We start from the raw sequence: 20,103 nt of genomic DNA on the forward strand, positions 1-20,103 counted from the left end.
CTCACTTCTCCCCGGCGGCCGCCCGGGACCGCACCGCGCGGTACGTCACCGGTTCCACCGCGAAGCCCTCGGGCGTCTCGTCGAGGACACCGAACCGGCCCAGGTGGTGCAGCCAGGCGTCGGTGTCCGCGTCGGAGAGTTCGACCGCCGCCGCCACGTCGTCGCGCGGCACGCCCTGGCCCTCCCCCACATAGCCCGTCCAGGCCGTCAGGAGGTCCAGGTCCCGGGCGTCGAGTCCGGAGAGCCGCAGGTGCTCCTCCATGTTGCGGGGGCCGGCGATGAGGGCGCGTATCCGCTCGACGGCGCTGTCGAGGGTCGCCCCGTGCACGGACACGTCGGTCACCGCGGCCTCCATCCAGCGGGGCCAGCCGCCGGTCGCGGCGACGAGCCGGTCGCGGTCCTCACGGGAGACGAAAGGGCACTCCGACCAGGCGCGCAGGGCGTCCGCGGTCCACCGCTCGGGGCGCAGCCACCGTACGGACAGCTCCTCGTGTCCGTCGTCGGCGGCGAGTTCGGCGAGGCCCGCCGCGTCGGCGAGGACCACGACGGAGCGGTTCTCGTTGCCGCCGCTGCGCCGCTCGGTCTGCCGGACGAGGCGGTCGGCGGCGGGACCGGCGTGGACGAGCAGGGCGCGGACGGTCTCGCGCAGTGCGGCGGTGGGGGCGCCGCGGAGGTCCGCGACGATGACATGGGCCTTGCGGCGGCGGCTCTTGAGGAGGGTGGCGAGGTCCTCGCCGTGGGCGTACGGGACGACGTCGACGCCCCGGTTGACGGCGAAGGCGGTCACGGCCTGGCGGACGAGCTCGGGCCGGTGGAGCGCGGTGGTGCCGATCAGGCTGACGCCGGACTGGGCGGTCTCGTGGAGCTGTTCCTCGGTGAGCGGGCTGTACGTCTGCACGTGCCGGGCGTCGCGGCCGAGGATGCGCCGGGCGGCGTGCGGGTTGTAGTCGTACGGGAGGCCGAACTCGGTCTCGCGGAGCTCGAGTTCGAGCTCCTCCCGGGTGCCGAGCATGTTGACGACGTTGGGGCTGCGAACGGCGAAGCGGGAGCGGTCGCCGAGCTGGATGAGCAGGCCGAGGCCGACCATCTCGGTGAGGAAGATCTGCGCCTGCTTGGCGCTGAGCATCTCGAAGCCCTCGGGCCACGCCTCCCGGGCCTCCTGGAGCAGTTCGCTCGCGGAGTAGTCGCCGCGGTAGCTGTCCTTGAGGCTGCGGAGGGCGATGACGAGGGCGAGGACCCGGTAGCGGTCCTCCAGGTTGATGGTGAAGCGGAGCCGCTCGGCGATCTGCCGGCGTACGGTCTCCGACGCGGCGACCTTCTGGACGTCGTCCTCGGTGATCCGGACCGGGCTCCCGGACCAGGTGTACGGGCGGTCGTGGAGGACGCGGACGAGTTCGCGGCAGAAGATCTGCACCAGGTTGGCCTGGTAGTTGGTGATGGCGAGGATCCGCCAGACCAGCTCGGGGCGTTCGAAGAAGTAGCCGAGCGCGGCCATGGGTTCGGTGACGAGCCGGACGGCGGCCTGGGTGCCGAGCGGGCCGACGAGGACGTCGGGGCCGCCGTGCACGGTGGAGACGTTGGAGAGGTGGCCGAAGCGCTGGACCTGGTGGAGACCCGCGAAGACGATCTTGAAGCGTCGTTCGGTCTGTTCCATCAGGCGCTGGAAGTGCATGACGTTGGGGAACGTCGACTCGCTGCCGACACGGTAGGCGCGGCGCGAGTCGGTGTTGAGGAAGGCGTCCGCCTCGTCCGCGAGGACCAGGATCCGCCGGGTGTCGTCCGCCTCCAGCCAGGACTGGATATTGCGTACGACGACGTCGGGGTTGGCCTGTTCCGACATCTTGTTGGTGAAGACACCCTTGCGTTTGAGGTCCTCGACCAGCCGGCTCCAGATCCGGTCGGGGGCCTCCGCGTGGCCGATCTCCGCCTTCAGCAGGTCGAGGTAGACGGCGACGTGGGCGTCGGCGCGGCTGGGGAAGATCTCGGCGACCCGGCGCAGCAGCGCGGACTTGCCGAGCTGGCGGCCGCCGTAGAGGAACATGCCGCCCTCACGGCCCATGACCTCCCGCATCTCCTCGTCGCGGCCGTAGAACACCTCGGGCGGGACGAGGCCGGCGACGAACGGCGTGTACGGGTTGTAGGCGGCCCAGGGCAGGGTCACGCGCTGGAGCGAGCGGAAGGAGCCGGGGGCGCGGGCGGCCATCCAGCCCATCACCGCGGAGTCGACGACCAGCGCCTGCTGGGCGAAGGAGCGGGCGGACTCGGCGAGGCCGCGCCGCCCCTCCATGCCGAGCGGGTGCAGGTAGAGCACGATGTTGGCGCCGACGTCGGCGTCCTCCAGGTGGGCGAGCGGGCCGTCGGCCGGCTGCTCCTCCCAGATGAGGAGGACGGTGTACGAGGAGGCCCGGGAGCCGAGCGCGGCGACGTACCCGGCGCGTTCGGCGACGCGGGCGCGCACCTTGAAGCGGCGCATGCCCTGGCCGAGGGCCACCCGCTCGGCGGTGACCTGGTGGGTGGAGAGTTCGAGGCCGAGCAGGCGCAGCAGCCGGGGGATGTGCTGCTGCCATTCGCCGCGCCGGCCCTGGGGGGTGCAGAGGGCCGCCCAGGACTCCAGGCCGTTGCCCGCCGCCGGGGTGAGGGAGGCGTCCGGGTCGCCGTAGTGCTTCGCCCACCACTCGGCGTCGATGCCCTCGCCACCGGCCTTCGGGGCGTCGGGCGCGGTGACGCCGGTGAGGAACGCGGCGAGCTCGGAGCCGTCGTCGGCGGGGCGTTCCGGCAGCGGCTTGTGGCTGGTCGCGAGGGCGAGGAACTCCTGGGCGGTGACCGTGTCCTTCTCGTCGATGAGCCGGGCGATGCGGTCGTGGTCACCGGCGGAGAGCGGCCGGTCGGGGCGGGAGCGCAGCTGGGCGAGGTTCTCGCGGAGCTGCCGGGTGTAGTCCGCGACGAGGGTGCGGAGCTCGGCCTCCAGGGTGCGGAGGGAGTTCACGGCGAAGCGGTAGCGGCCCGACTCCTCGCCGTCGGCGAACTGCTGGAGACGGCCGACGAACTCCCGTTCCTGGTCGGCCGCCAGCTGGTTGAGCGTCCGCATCTCGGCGAGCCGTCCGGCGGCCGCGCGGTGGCGTTCGGCGACCTCGCGCCGCCACTCCTCGTGGCTCTGGGCGAGCCGCCGGACCGCCGTCTCGTGCCAGTCGGGGTCGGTGCAGCCGTACTCCTCCGGCTCACGCTCGACCGCAGCGATCAGTGCCTTCGCGAGGTGCAGGTCACCGTCGTCGAGGTAGCGGACGAGGGCGTACTCGGCGTCGGCGGGGGTCAGCAGGGCGGCGATCCGGCGGGCCGCCCTGGGGTCGGTGAGGTCCGGGTCGCCCTCGGTGTCCCGGGGCAGGTCGGGCAGGCGGAGGAGGACGTCGGCGGGCGGCACGGGGCCGCCGTCCTCGCGGAGCCGGTCGGCGTCCGTGTCCTCGGACCGTACGTGCTCGCCGGTCAGCCAGGACCGCAGCAGCGCGAGCGCCGCGCCTCCCGTGCCGGCCGGGGCGGGCTCCTCGGCGACGTCCCGGAGGACGGAGGTCAGTTCGGGGATGCCGCGGTCGCTCACGCCCTGGTGCGGCCGGGCGGCGGTGTGGGCGGCCTCGGCGCGCATGAGGAGCTCGCCGACGGACCGGCAGGCGGTGTGCAGCTGCCGGAGCGCGCCGGCGGTGATCGGTTCCTTGGCCTGCTTCGACGTACGGAACAGGGCGTCCGTGTCCTCGATGAGCCGGTCGATGTCCTCCGCCCGCCACAGCTCCTCGCCGAGGGCGCGGAAGCCGGGCGTGCCGGTGTACTGCGCCGGGCTCTGGCCGGACCACTCGATGACCTCGTTCAACGCGTGGCGCACCGGGCCGGAGGGGCCGACGAGGTACTGGAGCACCTGGGACGCCCGCTGGTACTTCATCTTGCGGCGCGGCAGGTCGTCGAGCAGCTGCCGGGCGGTGAGCCCGATCTCCTCGCGGGTGGCGGCCTCCTGGTCCTCGGCGCTGCCCTGGAGCATGCCGGGTTCGAAGGCGCGGCCGTCCCGGACGGCGGCGACGAGCACGGTGAGCAGCTGCTGCCAGGGGGTGGTGAGCCCGGACGGCATGACGAAACCGCTGATCAGGACGTGCGGCCAGCGGGTGGTGAGTCCGGTGCGCAGGGCGGCGGCGACGGCCACGAGGTGGGCCTCGCGGTCCTGTGCGGCGAGGGCGGGGTCGAGCTCGTGCGCCATCTGTACGGGGGTGGCCTCGCTGTCCGAGACGCAGCTGAACGCGGCGGCGGCGAAGGCGAGGGCCCGCGCCCGTGCGGCGCTCTCGCGGGAGGCCACGGTCATCCAGTACGCCTCGGCGGCCCGCCCCTCCCGCAGCAGCCTGCCGACGGGCGGCTCGCTCCCGGTCTCCCAGGGCGCGTACGGGTCCCAGTCGGGCGCGTCGACCCCGGGCGGCCACGACTCGTCCTCGACGGGGAGGGGGGCGGGGGTGGGGGCGGGGGCTTGCGCGGGGACGACGGCCGAGGCGGGGGCGGGGGCTTGCGCGGGGACGGGGGTCGGCGCGGAGGCCGGCGTGGGCGGGGACGGCGGCGCGGGCGGGGACGGTGGCGCGGGCGGGGACGGTGGCGGCTGGAGCGCCCGGGACGGGGACGGCGAGAGCGGGGTGGTCGTCGGGGACGGCGTGGCGGTCGGGGCCGTCGGGGGCGGTGTGGTCGTCAGGGGCGGTGCCGTCGTCGTGGGCGGGAGGGCCGGCGGCCGAGGCTCCACCGCACGGCGGACGGCCTCGATCGCGGAGGCGCCCACGCGGGCCCGGCCCGTCAGCGGGGTCGCGTCACCGGTGCCGTGCTCGGTCCGCCCCGACGGGACCTCCTCCCCCGGTGCGGCGCTCTCGCCGACCGGCCCGGCGGGCGCCTCGGCGGCCCCGGCCGGTCCGGGGACGGCCGCGACGGGCTCCTCCCCCGGCACGGCGTCGAGTTCGCGCAGCTGCGTCTCCGTGCGTTCGAGGTGGCGGCGGAGGTCGGCGGCCTCCTCCTCGTCGTCGGCCCACTCCAGGAGCTCGGCGTACCGGCTCGCCTTGCGGCGCAGTGCGTCGATCTGCTCCGCCCGCGCCTCCCGCAGCCGGTTCAACTCGGCGCCCGCCTCGGCGTATCCGAGGTCCGGTCCCCAGGTGACCCCCTCGGCGGCGAGCGCCCCGGCGAGCCGCTCGCGCTCCCGCGTCCAGGCGGCGAACCCGTCGCCGGGGGCGTCCACGGGGAGGAGTCCGGCCTCGACGGCGTCCGCCGCACCGCGCAGGACGACGGCCAGCCGCTCGCCGGACAGCTTCAGGAGGTCGAGCGACGCGGCGAGGCCGGCCGGCGCCTGGGGTACGGCCACGGGAGCGGCTCCCTCACACTCGGGGTTCGTCATCAGGGGTGTGGAGCCGGAGACGGCAACGCTCTCCGGGTCCTCGAAGCGCGGGCCGATCTCGTGCGCGTCGGGCGGCGGGCTGCTGTCCGCCGCCGTCCGTAACGCCGCCTCGTGGAGCGCCGCCAGCGGTCCGACCGGAAGCCGGCTGGTGCCGGGCAGGAGCATCCCGTAGAGGGCGCAGCGGGCGAGGGGCGGGTCGAGCACCCTAAGCATGGCGTGGAGCTCGTCGAGGGTGGGGTCCGTCAGGGCGCGCTGCGAGAACCCGTACTCCGTGTGGAGCGCCTTCACGGCCCAGACGAGTCCACAGGCGGCGATGCCGGTCAGCTGTCCCTGCTGCGCCTTGGCGAGCCGTACCCGAGCGGCGTGCAGTTCCCGTCGCGAGGGAGGGGACGGGGGCCGGTCCGAGGTGTGGGGGTGTCTGTCGCCCCGTAGGCAGTGGTGCCAGGTCAGCAGGGATCGGAGTGCGTCCTCGTCAAGGGACGACAGCCAGGACCTGACTCCGTTCACCCACCCGTGCATGGCGTCGATCATCTCATCCCACCACCACGCGTGCTATGCCCGTGCCCTATTCCGACCGCCCAATCGGCTTGTCGGGCAGGCGGGTTGGCGCGGGTTCCGCTGCGGGCGCACATCAATGCGCCGACCCGGAGACGCGTCCCGTGATTGACTTCCGGGGCAGATCGACCCCCCTTCCGATCACCGAGAGCGAGGCCGCTCGTGGTCCATCAGATCGACCCTTCGTTCGTCGCGCTGCCCCTGCGGGCGCTCGCCGACGCGGCGCTCGCCCGAGCGCGTGCGCTCGGTGCCGAGCACGCCGACTTCCGTCTGGAGCGGGTGCGCAGCGCCTCCTGGCGGCTGCGCGACGCCAAACCGTCCGGTTCCTCGGACACCACGGACCTCGGCTACGCGGTGCGGGTGGTGCACGGCGGGGCCTGGGGCTTCGCGTCCGGGGTCGACCTGACCATGGACGGGGCCGCGCGGGTCGCCTCGCAGGCGGTGGCGATGGCCAAGCTGTCGGCGAAGGTGATCGCGGCGGCCGGGTCCGACGAGAGGGTGGAGCTGGCCGAGGAGCCGGTGCACGAGGAGCGCACCTGGGTCTCCTCGTACGAGATCGACCCCTTCTCCGTCCCCGGCGAGGAGAAGAGCGCGCTGCTCGCCGACTGGAGCGCGCGGCTGCTGCGGGCGGAGGGCGTGGCGCATGTGGACGCCTCGCTGCTCACCGTCCACGAGAACAAGTTCTACGCGGACACGGCGGGCACGGTCACCACGCAGCAGCGGGTCCGGCTGCATCCGCAGCTCACGGCGGTCGCCGTCGACGAGACGACCGGTGAGTTCGACTCGATGCGGACGATCGCGCCGCCGGTCGGGCGGGGCTGGGAGTACCTGACGGGCACCGGCTGGGACTGGGACAAGGAGCTCGACGAGATCCCGGGGCTGCTCGCCGAGAAGATGCGTGCGCCGAGCGTCGAGGCGGGGCGGTACGACCTGGTCGTGGACCCGTCGAACCTCTGGCTGACGATCCACGAGTCGATCGGGCACGCGACCGAGCTCGACCGGGCCCTCGGTTACGAGGCGGCGTACGCGGGCACCTCGTTCGCCACCTTCGACCAGCTGGGCAAGCTGGCATACGGCTCCTCGATCATGAACGTGACGGGTGACAGGACCGCCGAGCACGGTCTCGCGACCATCGGGTACGACGACGAGGGCGTCGAGGCGCAGTCCTGGGACCTGGTGAAGGACGGCACGCTCGTCGGCTACCAGCTGGACCGGCGGATCGCGAAGCTCACGGGCCTCGGCCGGTCGAACGGCTGCGCCTTCGCGGACTCCGCCGCGCACGTGCCGGTGCAGCGGATGGCGAACGTCTCGCTCCAGCCGGATCCGGGCGGCCTGTCCACCGAGGACCTGATCGGTGGCGTGGAGCGGGGCGTCTACGTGGTCGGTGACCGGTCCTGGTCGATCGACATGCAGCGCTACAACTTCCAGTTCACCGGGCAGCGGTTCTTCCGCATCGAGAACGGGCGGCTCGCCGGGCAGCTGCGGGACGTGGCGTACCAGGCGACGACCACCGAGTTCTGGGGCTCGATGGAGCAGGTCGGCGGTCCGCAGACGTACGTCCTCGGCGGCGCGTTCAACTGCGGCAAGGCCCAGCCGGGCCAGGTCGCCGCGGTCTCCCACGGCTGCCCCTCCGCCCTCTTCCGGGGCGTCAACATTCTGAACACGACGCAGGAGGCGGGACGATGAGCCGCGTCAGCAAGCCGTACGAGATCGTCGAGCGGGCCCTTGAGCTGTCCCGTGCCGACGGGTGTGTCGTCATCGCCGACGAGGAGTCCTCGGCGAATCTGCGCTGGGCCGGGAACGCGCTGACCACCAACGGTGTCACCCGGGGCCGGACCCTCACGGTGATCGCGACCGTCGACGGTGCGCAGGGCACCGCCTCCGGTGTCGTCTCCCGGTCCGCCGTGACCGTCGACGACCTGGAGCCCCTGGTCCGGGCCGCCGAGGCCGCCGCGCGTACCGCGGGGCCCGCCGAGGACGCCCAGCCGCTGGTGGCGGACGTGCCCTCGTCGCCCGACTTCACGGACGCCCCGGCGGAGACCTCCTCCGCCGTCTTCGCCGACTTCGCCCCGGCGCTCGGTGAGGCCTTCGCCCGTGCCCGGGCCGGCGGCCGTGAGCTCTACGGGTTCGCCAACCACGAGCTGAACTCCACCTACCTGGGTACGTCCACGGGGCTGCGACTCCGGCACGACCAGCCCAAGGGCACCCTGGAGCTGAACGCCAAGTCGCCCGACCGCTCGCGCTCCGCCTGGGCCGGGCGGTCGACCCGGGACTTCAAGGACGTCGACCCGGCCGCGCTCGACGCCGAGCTCGCGACCCGGCTCGGCTGGGCGGAGCGGCGGATCGAGCTGCCCGCCGGGCGGTACGAGACGCTGCTGCCGCCGACCGCGGTGGCCGACCTGCTGATCTACCAGCTGTGGTCGTCGGCGGCCCGGGACGCGGTGGAGGGCCGTACGGTCTTCTCCAAGCCCGGCGGCGGCACCCGGATCGGCGAGACCCTCTCCCCGCTGCCGCTGACGCTGCGCAGCGACCCGAACGAGCCGGGTCTGGAGTCCGCGCCGTTCGTGATCGCGCACTCCTCGGGCGACGACTCCTCCGTCTTCGACAACGGGCTGCCGATCGCGCCGACGGACTGGATGCGGGACGGGCGGCTCGAGCGCCTGATCACCACCCGGCACACCGCGGAACTTACTCGCTTGCCCATGGCTCCCGGAGCGGGGAACCTGATCCTGGACGGCGGCGGCGAGCGTTCTCTGGAGGAGATGGTGGCCGCGACGGAGCGCGGTCTGCTGCTGACCTGCCTCTGGTACATCCGCGAGGTCGACCCGGCGACGCTGCTGCTCACCGGTCTGACCCGGGACGGCGTCTACCTCGTCGAGAACGGCGAGGTGGTCGGCGAGGTGAACAACTTCCGGTTCAACGAGTCGCCGGTGGACCTGCTGTCGCGGGCCTCGGAGGCGGGCCGGACGGAGAAGACGCTGCCGCGCGAGTGGAGCGACTGGTTCACCCGGGCGGCGATGCCCGCCCTGCGGGTGCCCGACTTCAACATGAGCTCGGTCAGCAAGGGGGTCTGACCCACCTAGACTGAGTCGTCGTACCACCAACAACCTGAGGAGACTGACGGTCGTGACGGACATCGTCGACGAGCTGAAGTGGCGTGGGCTCTTCGCCCAGTCCACCGATGAGGACGCACTGCGCAAGGCTCTCGCGGACGGTCCCGTCACCTTCTATTGCGGTTTCGACCCGACCGCGGCCAGTCTCCACGTCGGCCACCTGGTCCAGGTCCTCACCGTCCGCCGGCTCCAGCAGGCCGGGCACCGGCCGCTGGCGCTGGTCGGCGGGGCGACCGGTCAGATCGGCGACCCGCGGCCGACGGCCGAGCGCACCCTGAACGACCCCGAGACGGTCGCGAACTGGGTGAACCGGCTGCGGACCCAGATCGAGCCGTTCCTCTCCTTCGAGGGGGAGAACGCGGCGATCATGGTGAACAACCTGGACTGGACCGCCGGCATGACGGCGATCGAGTTCCTGCGGGACATCGGCAAGCACTTCCGGGTCAACAAGATGCTGACCAAGGACTCCGTCGCCCGGCGTCTGGAGTCCGAGCAGGGCATCAGCTACACCGAGTTCAGCTACCAGCTGCTCCAGGGCATGGACTTCCTCGAGCTGTACCGCCGCTACGGCTGCACGCTCCAGCAGGGCGGCTCGGACCAGTGGGGCAACCTGGTGGCCGGGCTCGACCTGATCCACCGCGTGGAGCCGGGCGCCGAGGTGCACGCGCTCGCGACCCCGCTGATGGTCAAGGCGGACGGCACCAAGTTCGGCAAGACCGAGAGCGGGGCCGTCTGGCTGGACCCGGAGATGACGACGCCGTACGCGTTCTACCAGTTCTGGCTGAACGTGGACGACCGGGACATCTCGACGTACATGCGGATCCTGTCCTTCAAGTCCCGCGAGGAGCTGGAGGAGCTGGAGCTGCAGACCACCGAGCGGCCGCAGGCGCGTGCCGCGCAGCGGGCGCTCGCCGAGGAGCTCACCACCCTCGTACACGGCGCCGGGCAGTGCGCGGCCGTCATCAACGCCTCCAAGGCGCTGTTCGGTCAGGGCGACCTGGCCGAGCTGGACGAGGCGACGCTTGCCGCCGCGCTGTCCGAGCTGCCGCACGCGCGGGTGACCGAGCTCGGCCAGGTCGTGGACCTGTTCACCGAGGTCGGGCTCGCGCCGAGCAAGTCGGGCGCGCGCCGCACGGTGAAGGAGGGCGGGGCCTACGTGAACAACGTGAAGGTGACCGCCGAGGACGCCGAGGTGGCGGCGGATGAGCTGCTGCACGGCCGCTGGCTGGTGCTGCGGCGAGGCAAGAAGAACCTGGCGGCGATCGAGTTCGCCGGCGCCTGACCGGTACGCGTACGCCAGGAGGCCCGGTACGGCACACAACGGTGTGCGGTACCGGGCCTCCGGTCTTCCGGTCTTTCGGTATTCCGGCCTTCCGGGCTTCCGGTCTCCCGGCGGGCGTCACGCTCGTCGGCGGGTGCCCTTCATCGAAGCCCACAGCATGTCGCCCACCCCGACCACGGCGACAGCGCCGGCCAGCTGGAGCAGGTGGCGGGTCCAGTCGATGCCCTTGGTGTCGTTGACTCCGATCCAGGTCGCGACCGCGTTGCCGAGCACGCTGCCGAGAATGCCGAACACGACCGTCAGCCACAGCGGGATCTGCTGCTTCCCCGGCAGGATCGCCTTCGCGATCAGGCCGAGGACCAGTCCCACGATGATCGCCCACAACCAACCCATCGTCTCCTCCTTGTACGCATGTGGGCCCAGTCTCGACGTACCGGCCATGCGGCGCATGTCGGACAGCGCCATACGTGCCCCGGTCTCGTCGCCGCCGGAGGGCGGGCGTACCGTGGAGTGGAGGTCCGGACCGGGGAGCGTCCGGCGCGACCGGTGGGTGGTGACGGCGATGCCGAAGCGTGGCGGAACCGAGGTCTTCCGGATCACGGGAGCGCGGCAGGGGCTCACCGACGACGTCCGCGGACGGCAGCGGCGCTACATCATCTCCATGACGGTGCGGACGCTCTCCGTGATCGCGGCCGCGGTGCTGTGGAACGTCGAACGGCACGTGGCCGTCGTGGCCCTCGCCCTGGGCATCCTGCTCCCCTATGTCGCCGTGGTCATCGCGAACGCGGGCCGCGAGACGACTCCGTCCCTTCCCTCCACCTTCGTACCGGCTCCGACGCGGCCCGCGCTCGGTGCGGCCGAGGCCTCGGAGGACGCCGAGACGGAGCGTCCGTACGGCCGGAACTGATCACGGACAGTGGCCGGAAAGCTCAAGAAAAGCTCAGATCAATCGTGAAGTTCCGGTGCACCGCACCCCATGTGCCGTGACATACTGCCTACGCGCTCCGCATCCCCCGTCGGAGCGACGGACCGATGCCGGGCAGCTCCCCCCGTGGCTGCTCGGCATCGCCCTTGCTGGACAATGATCAGGTGATCAATGGTCCCGTGAGCGAAGAGAAGCCGACCTGTTCCGCCAAGGGCTGCCGCGCCGACGCCGTCTGGGTGCTCGCGTGGAACAACCCCAAGCTGCACACGCCCGAGCGCCGCAAGACCTGGCTCGCGTGCGAGGAGCACCGCGAACACCTCTCCCAGTTCCTGGGCGTACGGGGCTTCCTCAAGGATGTCGTGCCGCTCGCGGAGTGGGAGTCCGGCGAGGACTGAGGACCCCCGCGCTCAGCCGCCGATCGCCGACATCGGGCGGTCGGGCTGGAGGAAGCTCGGGTCGTCGAGGCCCGAGCCGGCCTTCTTGCCCCACATGGCCTGCTTCCAGATCCGGGCGACCTCGTCGTCCGGCGCGTCCGAACGGAGCGTGGCCCGAAGGTCCGTCTCCTCGGTGGCGAACAGGCAGTTCCGCACCTGGCCGTCGGCGGTGAGCCGGGTGCGGTCGCAGGCCCGGCAGAACGGGCGGGTGACGGAGGCGATGACGCCGACGGTGTGCGGTCCGCCGTCGACGACCCAGCGCTCGGCGGGCGCCGAACCGCGCTCGTCGGAGCCCTCGGGCGTCAGCGTGAAGCGGGTGCGCAGGGACTCCAGGATGTCACCGGCGGTGATCATGCCGTCGCGCTTCCAGCCGTGCTGGGCGTCGAGGGGCATCTGCTCGATGAAGCGGAGCTCGTAACCCTCAGCCACCGCCCAGGCGAGGAGGTCGGGGGCCTCGTCCGCGTTGAGCCCGGGCATCAGGACCGCGTTGACCTTGACCGGGGTGAGGCCGGCGTCCCGGGCGGCGACCATGCCGTCGAGGACGTCCCGGTGGCGGTCCCGGCGGGTGAGGGTCTTGAAGACGTCGGGGCGCAGCGTGTCCAGGGAGACGTTGACCCGGTCGAGACCGGCGGCCTTGAGGGCGGCGGCCGTGCGCTTCAGGCCGATGCCGTTGGTGGTGAGGGACATCCGAGGGCGGGGCTCCAGGGCCGCGCAGCGCTCGACGATGCCGACGAGGCCGGGGCGGAGCAGCGGCTCGCCCCCGGTGAAGCGGACCTCGGTGACGCCGAGGTCGGTGACGGCGATGCGGATCAGTCGGACGATCTCGTCGTCGGTGAGCAGATCCGGCTTCGCGAGCCACTGCAGTCCCTCTTCGGGCATGCAGTAGGTGCAGCGCAGGTTGCACCGGTCCGTGAGCGAGACGCGCAGGTCGGTGGCCACCCGGCCATAGGTGTCGATGAGCACTGTGGGCCCCCTCCCCGTCTAGCGGTTGCGTGTGGTTCGAGCCTACGTGAGCGCACGGACAACGAGCAGGGCAGATTGTCACGAGGACCGGTGAGGCCGCGTCGTAGAACTCTACGACGCGGCCGACGGGGAGTCGCGGAACGTATACGACCCGCTGCGCTCCGGTCACCGCTCGACCGGGGCGGCGACGCCTCAGTGCTTGACGGCGGCGGCGACGCCGACCCCGGTGAGGGACTTGACCTCCAGCTCCGCGTACTTGCCGGCGTCCGGCTCCTCCTTGGAGAGGAGCGAGCCGAGCCAGCCGAGGAGGAAGCCGAGCGGGATGGAGACGAGGCCGGGGTTCTCCAGCGGGAACCAGTGGAAGTCCACGCCCTTGAACATCGAGGCCGGCCCGCCGGAGACGACCGGCGAGAAGAGGACGAGGACGACGGAGGAGATCAGGCCGCCGTAGATCGACCAGAGCGCGCCCTGGGTGGTGAACCGCTTCCAGAAGAGCGAGTAGAGGATCGTCGGCAGGTTGGCCGATGCGGCGACCGCGAAGGCGAGGGCGACGAGACCGGCGACGTTGAGGTCGCGGGCGAGGGCGCCGAGTGCGATCGACACGATGCCGATGAGGACGGTGGACCAGCGGGCGGCCCGCATCTCCTCCTTCTCGGTGGCCTTCCCGCGCCTGATCACGTTCGCGTAGATGTCGTGCGCGAAGGACGAGGAGGATGCCAGGGTCAGACCGGCGACCACGGCGAGGATGGTGGCGAAGGCGACGGCGGAGATCACGGCGAGGAGGATCGCACCGCCGGTGGAGTCGGCGCCGCCGCCGACCTCGAGGGCGGTGAGCGGGGCCGCCGTGTTGCCCGCCTTGTTGGACGCCGTGATGGTGTCGCCGCTGAGCAGGGCGGCGGCGCCGAAGCCGAGGACGATCGTCATCAGGTAGAAGGCGCCGATGATGCCGATGGCCCAGTTGACCGACTTACGGGCGGCCTTGGCGGTCGGCACCGTGTAGAAGCGGATCAGGATGTGGGGCAGGCCGGCGGTGCCGAGGACGAGGGCGATGCCGAGGGAGAGGAAGTCGAGCTTCGAGAGCGCGCTGGCGCCGTACTTGAGGCCGGGCTCCAGGAAGGCGTCGCCCTTGCCGCTGTTGGTGGCGGCGGCGCCGAGCAGCTGCGAGAGGTTGAAGTCGAACTTCAGCAGGATGAGGAAGGTGATGAGGAGCGTGCCCGCGATGAGCAGGACGGCCTTCACCATCTGCACCCAGGTGGTGCCCTTCATGCCGCCGATGGTCACGTACACGATCATCAGAACGCCGACGAGGGCGACGATCGCGACCTTGCCGCCGTCGCTGGTGATGCCGAGGAGCAGCGAGACGAGGACGCCGGCGCCGGCCATCTGCGCGAGCAGGTAGAAGATCGAGACGACGATGGTGGAGGTGCCGGCGGCGGTCCTGACGGGTCGCTGGCGCATCCGGTAGGCGAGGACGTCGCCCATGGTGAACCGGCCGGAGTTGCGCAGCGGTTCGGCGACCAGGAGCAGGGCGACGAGCCAGGCGACGAGGAAGCCGATCGAGTAGAGGAAGCCGTCGTAGCCGTAGAGGGCGATGGCGCCGCTGATGCCGAGGAAGGACGCGGCGGACATGTAGTCGCCGGAGATCGCGAGGCCGTTCTGGAAGCCGGTGAACTGGCCTCCGCCGGCGTAGAAGTCGGCGGCGCTGCGGGTCTGGCGGCCGGCCCAGACGGTGATGATCAGGGTCCCGATGACGAAGGCGCCGAAGAGGGCGATGATCAGGGGCCGGTGCTCGCTGGTGGCGCTGTCGGCCGCGAGCAGGACGGGGGTGGTCATGCGTCGCCCTCCATACGGTGTCTGATGGCCTCGGCCTTGGGGTCGAGCCGGTTCGCCGCGTGCCGCGAGTAGAGCCAGGCGATGAGGAAGGTGGTGAGGAACTGGCCGAGGCCCAGCACGAGCGCCACGTTGATGTTGCCGAAGAGCTTGGTCCCCATGAAGCCGCCCGCGTAGTTGGAGAGCAGCACATACAGCAGGTACCAGGCGATGAAGGCGAGAGTCAGGGGGAAGGCGAAGGAGCGGTAGGTCTGGCGCAGTTCGCCGAACTCGGCGCCCTCCTGTACCTCGACGAACTGTTCCGTCGTGGGCGATACGGGAGCAGATGCGGCCTCCGTCCCTTTTCTGGGCGGCGGCGGTGCTTCGGTAGCCACGGAATCTCCTCGTGACGCGGGGGCGGACGGCTTGGTCAAGGGGGCCTCACCAGGGGTGCGGGAACCGGGGTTCCGAGCGGAACCCCTCCCCTGCACAACGGCACGGAGCGAGAAGCGAAGCGGTTCACCGGAGGGATTTATTCGCACAGATCTTCATGAAGTCTTCTCAACTCATTGAAGCACCGGGAAGATCAGCGATAGCTTCACTCGTCATGCACCTGCCCGCGCGCAAACCCGCGCGTCGGCAGTACATACGGATGATGTGGAGAACCCATGGCTCATCTGGGATCGAGGCGCGGCCGAGCTCTTGCTCTGCCGGTTGGTCTCGCGCTCACGGCCTCGCTCGGCTTCCTTCCCTCCGGCGCCGCCTCCGCCGCGGAACTGAGTGACGCACCGACGTCCGCCGTGGCGACGAACGGGCCGAAGCTGACGTACGTCGTCAACGTGGCCGGGGGTCGCTGGACCGCCGCCTCGGTGAAGAAGGCGATAGCCGCCGCCGGTGGCGAGGTGGTCGTCTCGTACGACCAGATAGGCGTGATCGTCGTCCACTCGCAGAACCCCGAGTTCGCGAAGACGATCCGTACGGCGCGTGGTGTGGTGTCGGCCGGTGCGACCCGTACCGCCCCGCTGTCCGCCCAGACGGACACCGCCGTCGACGAGGGCGCCCAGTCGCTCTCCGCGGCCGAGGCCAAGGCCGCCGCGGCCACCGCCTCGGACGAGCAGGACCCGCTGGAGCCCCTGCAGTGGGACCTCCCCGCCATCAAGGCGGACAAGGCCCACCAGAAGACGCTGGGCAGCAAGCGAGTGACGGTCGCCGTCATCGACACGGGCGTCGACGACACCCACCCGGACCTGGCGCCGAACTTCGACGTCGCCGCCTCCGCCAACTGCGTGTCCGGCAAGCCGGACACGACCCCCGGTTCGTGGCGGCCCAACCCGGGCGAGAGCGACCACGGCACCCACGTCGCCGGCACCATCGCCGCCGCCAAGAACGGCGTCGGCGTCACCGGTGTCGCCCCGGGCGTCAAGGTCTCGGGCATCAAGGTGTCCACCCCGGACGGCTTCTTCTACACCGAGGCCGTGGTCTGCGGCTTCATGTGGGCGGCCGAGCAGGGCGTCGAGATCACGAACAACAGCTACTACACCGACCCGTGGATGTTCGCCTGCAAGACCGACGAGGACCAGAAGGCCCTCATCGAGGCGGTCACCCGTGCGACCCGCTACGCGGAGCACAAGGGCACGGTCAACGTGGCGGCGGCCGGCAACTCGAAGTTCGACCTCGCGGCCGACTCGATCGTCGACAAGAGCAGCCCGAACGACACCACCCCGGTCGAGCGGGTCATCGACCCGAAGGTGTGCCTCGACTACCCGGCCATGCTGCCGGGCGTCGTCACCGTCTCCGCGACCGGTGCCAAGGACCTGAAGGCGTCCTACTCGAACTACGGTCTCGGCGTCATCGACGTCTCCGCCCCCGGCGGCGACCGCACCGAGTACCAGACCCCGGGCGCCCCGGCGGTCAACGGCCGCATCCTGTCGACCACGGTCAACGGCGGCTACAACTACAAGGCCGGCACGTCGATGGCCGCGCCGCACGCGGCGGGCGTCCTCGCGCTCATCAAGTCGACGCACCCCTACGCGAGCCCGGCGGCGCTGAAGGCGCTGCTGTACGCGCAGGCCGACGACCGCGCCTGCACGAACCCGTACGACATCGAGGGCGACGGCAAGATCGACGCCGTCTGTGAGGGTGGCACGAACAAGAACGGCTTCTACGGGGCCGGTCTGATCGACGCGCTGGACGCCGTGAAGTAAGCGGTACGGCCGGACGGAGGGCCCTGGTGTGGTGCGCCACACCGGGGCCCTTTCGCATGGCACCGAGTGCCAGACTGCCGTCATGGACAACGTCTTGGACAGCACGGTGCGTTCCGGTACGGAGATGTTGTGGTCGGCCCTCGGCGGCGATCCCGCCCTCGTCGACCGGGTGTCGTTCGTCGGGCCCTCGGGGCTGCTGCCGGCCCGGCTGCCGGTGATGGACCTGGCGCGGGCGACGGTCGCGGTCGCCGGGCTCGCCGCCGCCGAACGGGCGGGGGCTCCGGGGCGGGTGCGGGTGGACGACGGGGCCGTCGCCACCGCCTTCGTGAGCGAGCGTCATCTGCGGGTCGACGGGCGGGCGCCGGTGAACTTCGCGCCCCTTTCGCGGTTCTGGCGCGCGGCCGACGGCTGGGTCCGCACCCACGCCAACTACCCGCACCACCGGGCCGCGTTGCTCACCGCGCTCGCGGTTCCCTCGGGTTCGGTGGAGGCGGTCGCGGCCGCGATCGGCGCGCGGAGGGCCGTCGAGGTCGAGACGGCGGTGTTCGCCGCCGGAGGCCTGGCCGTCGCCCTGCGCACGCCCGGCGAGTGGGCGGCGCACGAACAGGGCCGTGCGGTGGCGGCGAGCCCTCTGCTCACCCGGGAGCGGCTCGACGAGACCCCGCCCCGGCGCCGTACGGGCCCCCTGCGGGTCCTGGACCTGACCCGGGTGATCGCCGGTCCCGTCGCGACCCGGACGCTCGCGCTGCTCGGCGCGGACGTGCTGCGGATCGACCCGCCGGGCAACCCCGAACTGCCGGACCAGCACGCGGACACGGACGTCGGGAAGCGGACCGCCGCGCTCGATCTGGAGCGGCCGTCGGACCGGCGTACCTTCGACGAGCTCCTGGACTCCGCCGACGTCCTCGTCACCGGTTATCGGCCGGGCACCCTCGACCGCTTCGGCCTCCACCGCCCGGGGCTCGTCACCGCCCGGCTCTCCGCCTGGGGCGACTACGGGCCGTGGGGCGGGCGGCGCGGCTTCGACTCCCTGGTGCAGGTGGCGACCGGGATCGCCGCGACCGAGGGCTCGGCCGACGAGCCGGGCGCGCTGCCCGCGCAGGCCCTGGACCACGGCACCGGCTATCTGCTCGCGGCGGCGGTCCTGCGCTCGCTGACCGAGCAGGACCGGGACGGCGGCACACGGCTCGTACGCCTGGCTCTCGCGCAGACGGGCCACTGGTTGACGCACGGCCTGCCGCGCTACGAGCCCGAGCGGTACCTCACCGGGTCGGAGGGCCCCCTCGGGCGGCTGCGGCACGCGCTGTCGCCGGTCGCGTACGAGGGCGGCCCGGCGGGCTGGTCGCGCCCGCCGGGTGTCGCCGGGACCGATGCCCCTGCCTGGACTAGGGCGTGACGAGGACCTTGAGCGCGGTGCGCTCGTCCATCGCCTTGTAGCCGCCGGGGACGCCGTCGAGGCCGACGGTGAGGTCGAAGACCGGGGACGGGTCGATGGTGCCGTCGAGGACGTCCGGGAGCAGTTCCGGGATGTACGCGCGCACGGGGGCGACGCCGCCGCGCAGCGCGATGTTCCGGTCGAACACGACGGAGAGGTCGAGTCCGGTGCCTCCCCCTAGGCCCTGAGGGCCTGGGGGGACCCCCAGCCGGCCTGCCGGGCGGATTCGCCGCGGTAGGCCCACAGGTCGCTGCCGCAGACGCAGGCGCGCAGGACGCGGACGACGACGTCGGTGGGATCCTGCACCACCGGGTCGGGCACGTCCTCCACGCGCATGTCGAACGGGGCGTGGATGGTGGTGGCGCGCATCGCGGTGGTTCCTTGCTGTCAGTCGGTTGTACGACATTCACCGTACATCGCGCGAAGCGCTCCCGCCGTCAGCAGGTACTGCGCCGCGATGTACGTCAGCATGACCCAGAAGTCGGGCACGGGCAGCTGGGGCCACTCGGCGACCCCGGTGGCGATGAGGGTGTCGGACAGCAGGAACAGGGCGCCGCCGAGTCCGGCCAGGAGGCCCAGCGAACTCGCGCGGTACGCCATCGCCGTGAGGAGCAGCGAGTAGCCGGCGACCGGGATCCGCAGATCGGCGGGGAGGTCGGGCCAGAGGAGGACGACGGTGCCGGCGAGGGCGGCGGTGTACGCGATCCCCAGGGGGACGGACGTACGGCGCCGTCCGAAGAGGACCAGGTAGCAGACGTGTCCGGCGGCGAAGGAGCCCATGCCGACGAGGAAGGCCCAGTCGGCGTCGGAGAGCAGGAAGACGTCGCCGCCCCAGCCGAGGAGGAGCGCGGCGGTCAGCAGCCTGGGGGCCCCGCGTGTGACGGCGTACGCGGCGAGCAGCGGCATCAGGAGCGGCTTGGCGAGCTGGTGGCCGAGCTCGGCGCCGGCGAGCAGGGAGATCAGGTCGGCGGCGGCCGCGAGCCCGAAGGCGACGAGCAGGGCCCGTGAGGAGTTCCTCACGCGGCCGGCTCCGCCGCCGTGGTCTTCGGCGCCCGGGGTTCGGCCGGCGGCCCTGGTTGCCAGCCGGGGCCCCGGAAGACCCGGCCGGCCCGCTCGCGCCAGTCGTGCGCGGCCCGGAGGTCGCGGGCGATGGCGGCGTACTCGTGGGTGGCGACCCGCAGCGGGTTGTACGTCTCGATGTTCTTCGTGAGCCCGTAGACCGGCCGGTCGGTCTCGCCGACCCAGGAGCCGAACATCCGGTCCCAGACGATGAGGATCCCGCCGAAGTTCCGGTCCAGGTAGCCGCCCTGGGAGGCATGGTGGACCCGGTGGTGGGAGGGGGTGTTGAGGACGTACTCGAAGGGCCGGGGCAGTGTGCCGACCCGCTCGGTGTGGATCCAGAACTGGTACACGAGGTTGACCGAGTAGCAGAAGGCGACGGCCGCCGGGTGGACGCCGAGGGCGATCATCGGCAGGTAGAACGGCCAGGAGGTCACGCTGGTCCACGGCTGGCGCAGGGCGGTGGTGAGGTTGAACTTCCGGCTGCTGTGGTGGACGACGTGGCAGGCCCAGAGGATGCGGATGACGTGGTGTCCGCGGTGCTGCCAGTAGTAGAAGAAGTCCTGCGCGAGCAGCATGAGCGGGATCGTCCACCAGAGGACGGGGACGCGGAGCGGGGTCAGCTCGTGGACGGCGGTGTAGATCGCCACCACGGGGATCTTCCACAGCGCGTCGAAGGCCAGGCTCCCGAGGCCCATGCCGATGCTGGTGGCGGCGTCCTTGGTCTCGTACCCGGCGGCGTCCTCGTCGGGGTGGATCCGGTGGCTGACCATCTCGAGGACGGTGAGCAGGACGAACGCCGGTATGGACCAGAGCACGACATCGGGCAGGTTCGGCATGCCGTCGACGGTAGGGGCGGGGAGCGGTGCGGGGCTAGACGGTGTTACCAACAAGTATGCGAGACGACTTGTCAGCAAGCTTTG

At 71.9% G+C, this 20,103-nt stretch carries 15 protein-coding genes and 1 pseudogene; 7 read left to right on the forward strand and 9 right to left on the reverse strand.

Translation table 11 applies throughout. The annotated features are described in order from the left end of the window. Position 1: 1 nt before the first annotated feature. Positions 2–5,920 (reverse strand): hypothetical protein, encoded by a 5,919-nt coding sequence (locus tag ACZ4VK_RS00130; RefSeq protein WP_468346845.1) that lies wholly within the window; start codon positions 5,918–5,920, stop codon positions 2–4. Between the two features lie 198 nt (positions 5,921–6,118). Between ACZ4VK_RS00130 and ACZ4VK_RS00135 the strand changes: the two genes are divergently transcribed. Genes ACZ4VK_RS00135 through tyrS form a run of 3 tightly spaced genes read left to right on the forward strand, consistent with a single transcriptional unit; the run spans position 6,119 to position 10,351 of the window. Next, a complete protein-coding gene (locus tag ACZ4VK_RS00135; protein ID WP_468346847.1) occupies positions 6,119–7,642 on the forward strand; it encodes a TldD/PmbA family protein in 1,524 nt (507 codons plus the stop codon). Further along, the gene (locus ACZ4VK_RS00140) at positions 7,639–9,030 is read left to right on the forward strand and encodes a metallopeptidase TldD-related protein (protein WP_468346849.1); all 1,392 of its coding nucleotides are present in this window, start codon (positions 7,639–7,641) and stop codon (positions 9,028–9,030) included. Before ACZ4VK_RS00135 ends, ACZ4VK_RS00140 begins: the two co-directional genes overlap by 4 nt. Before the next feature lie 52 nt (positions 9,031–9,082). After that, a complete protein-coding gene (gene tyrS, locus ACZ4VK_RS00145; RefSeq protein ID WP_468346850.1) occupies positions 9,083–10,351 on the forward strand; it encodes a tyrosine--tRNA ligase in 1,269 nt (422 codons plus the stop codon). Between the two features lie 117 nt (positions 10,352–10,468). On the opposite strand, the gene ACZ4VK_RS00150 is transcribed toward tyrS, so the two are convergent. Then, positions 10,469–10,744 (reverse strand): GlsB/YeaQ/YmgE family stress response membrane protein, encoded by a 276-nt coding sequence (locus ACZ4VK_RS00150; RefSeq protein ID WP_389684448.1) that lies wholly within the window; start codon positions 10,742–10,744, stop codon positions 10,469–10,471. 169 nt (positions 10,745–10,913) lie between these two features. Here ACZ4VK_RS00150 and ACZ4VK_RS00155 point away from each other — a divergent pair, with 169 nt between their 5' ends. Then, positions 10,914–11,258: a DUF3099 domain-containing protein gene (locus tag ACZ4VK_RS00155; RefSeq protein ID WP_468346852.1), complete on the forward strand. Its 345-nt coding sequence runs from the start codon at positions 10,914–10,916 to the stop codon at positions 11,256–11,258. A gap of 185 nt (positions 11,259–11,443) precedes the next feature. Next, the gene (locus tag ACZ4VK_RS00160; RefSeq protein ID WP_468348769.1) at positions 11,444–11,671 is read left to right on the forward strand and encodes a hypothetical protein; all 228 of its coding nucleotides are present in this window, start codon (positions 11,444–11,446) and stop codon (positions 11,669–11,671) included. Between the two features lie 12 nt (positions 11,672–11,683). Here ACZ4VK_RS00160 and moaA read toward each other — a convergent pair whose 3' ends face one another. From moaA to ACZ4VK_RS00175, 3 genes are all read right to left on the reverse strand, one after another. After that, positions 11,684–12,673 carry a GTP 3',8-cyclase MoaA gene (gene moaA / locus ACZ4VK_RS00165; RefSeq protein WP_468346854.1) on the reverse strand — a complete coding sequence of 330 codons (990 nt, stop codon included), beginning with the start codon at positions 12,671–12,673 and terminating at the stop codon, positions 11,684–11,686. Between the two features lie 192 nt (positions 12,674–12,865). Next, positions 12,866–14,506: a solute symporter family protein gene (locus ACZ4VK_RS00170; protein ID WP_468346856.1), complete on the reverse strand. Its 1,641-nt coding sequence runs from the start codon at positions 14,504–14,506 to the stop codon at positions 12,866–12,868. Beyond that, positions 14,503–14,877 carry a DUF485 domain-containing protein gene (locus tag ACZ4VK_RS00175; RefSeq protein WP_468346858.1) on the reverse strand — a complete coding sequence of 125 codons (375 nt, stop codon included), beginning with the start codon at positions 14,875–14,877 and terminating at the stop codon, positions 14,503–14,505. Before ACZ4VK_RS00175 ends, ACZ4VK_RS00170 begins: the two co-directional genes overlap by 4 nt. A gap of 273 nt (positions 14,878–15,150) precedes the next feature. Between ACZ4VK_RS00175 and ACZ4VK_RS00180 the strand changes: the two genes are divergently transcribed. Together ACZ4VK_RS00180 and ACZ4VK_RS00185 are read left to right on the forward strand one after the other, a co-directional pair. Beyond that, the gene (locus ACZ4VK_RS00180) at positions 15,151–16,686 is read left to right on the forward strand and encodes a S8 family peptidase (protein WP_468346860.1); all 1,536 of its coding nucleotides are present in this window, start codon (positions 15,151–15,153) and stop codon (positions 16,684–16,686) included. 82 nt (positions 16,687–16,768) lie between these two features. After that, positions 16,769–18,082: a CoA transferase gene (locus ACZ4VK_RS00185; protein ID WP_468346862.1), complete on the forward strand. Its 1,314-nt coding sequence runs from the start codon at positions 16,769–16,771 to the stop codon at positions 18,080–18,082. On the opposite strand, the pseudogene ACZ4VK_RS00190 reads toward ACZ4VK_RS00185, so the two are convergent. The 4 genes and pseudogenes from ACZ4VK_RS00190 to ACZ4VK_RS00205 all read right to left on the reverse strand — a co-directional run. Continuing rightward, a pseudogene (locus ACZ4VK_RS00190) lies at positions 18,072–18,335 on the reverse strand (IMP dehydrogenase); the annotation flags it as partial. The gene ACZ4VK_RS00185 and the pseudogene ACZ4VK_RS00190 overlap by 11 nt on opposite strands. Further along, positions 18,299–18,490 (reverse strand): hypothetical protein, encoded by a 192-nt coding sequence (locus ACZ4VK_RS00195; protein ID WP_468346864.1) that lies wholly within the window; start codon positions 18,488–18,490, stop codon positions 18,299–18,301. The pseudogene ACZ4VK_RS00190 and the gene ACZ4VK_RS00195, both read right to left, overlap by 37 nt. An 18-nt stretch (positions 18,491–18,508) precedes the next feature. Continuing rightward, complete coding sequence (locus tag ACZ4VK_RS00200) at positions 18,509–19,141, reverse strand: lysoplasmalogenase (protein ID WP_468346866.1); 633 nt, start codon at positions 19,139–19,141, stop codon at positions 18,509–18,511. Then, complete coding sequence (locus tag ACZ4VK_RS00205; RefSeq protein WP_468346868.1) at positions 19,138–20,019, reverse strand: sterol desaturase family protein; 882 nt, start codon at positions 20,017–20,019, stop codon at positions 19,138–19,140. Before ACZ4VK_RS00205 ends, ACZ4VK_RS00200 begins: the two co-directional genes overlap by 4 nt. Positions 20,020–20,103 lie beyond the last annotated feature (84 nt).

The sequence above is a fragment of the Streptomyces sp. NPDC028711 genome (genome assembly GCF_055565415.1).

Coding starts and splice junctions, on each gene's coding strand:
- ACZ4VK_RS00150 (WP_389684448.1), bottom strand. CDS start 10,744: ATGGGTTGGTTGTGGGCGATCATCGTGGGACTGGTCCTCGGCCTGATC.
- ACZ4VK_RS00180 (WP_468346860.1), top strand. CDS start 15,151: ATGGCTCATCTGGGATCGAGGCGCGGCCGAGCTCTTGCTCTGCCGGTT.
- ACZ4VK_RS00140 (WP_468346849.1), top strand. CDS start 7,639: ATGAGCCGCGTCAGCAAGCCGTACGAGATCGTCGAGCGGGCCCTTGAG.
- ACZ4VK_RS00205 (WP_468346868.1), bottom strand. CDS start 20,019: ATGCCGAACCTGCCCGATGTCGTGCTCTGGTCCATACCGGCGTTCGTC.
- ACZ4VK_RS00155 (WP_468346852.1), top strand. CDS start 10,914: ATGCCGAAGCGTGGCGGAACCGAGGTCTTCCGGATCACGGGAGCGCGG.
- ACZ4VK_RS00170 (WP_468346856.1), bottom strand. CDS start 14,506: ATGACCACCCCCGTCCTGCTCGCGGCCGACAGCGCCACCAGCGAGCAC.
- ACZ4VK_RS00195 (WP_468346864.1), bottom strand. CDS start 18,490: ATGCGCGCCACCACCATCCACGCCCCGTTCGACATGCGCGTGGAGGAC.
- ACZ4VK_RS00185 (WP_468346862.1), top strand. CDS start 16,769: ATGGACAACGTCTTGGACAGCACGGTGCGTTCCGGTACGGAGATGTTG.
- ACZ4VK_RS00130 (WP_468346845.1), bottom strand. CDS start 5,920: ATGCACGGGTGGGTGAACGGAGTCAGGTCCTGGCTGTCGTCCCTTGAC.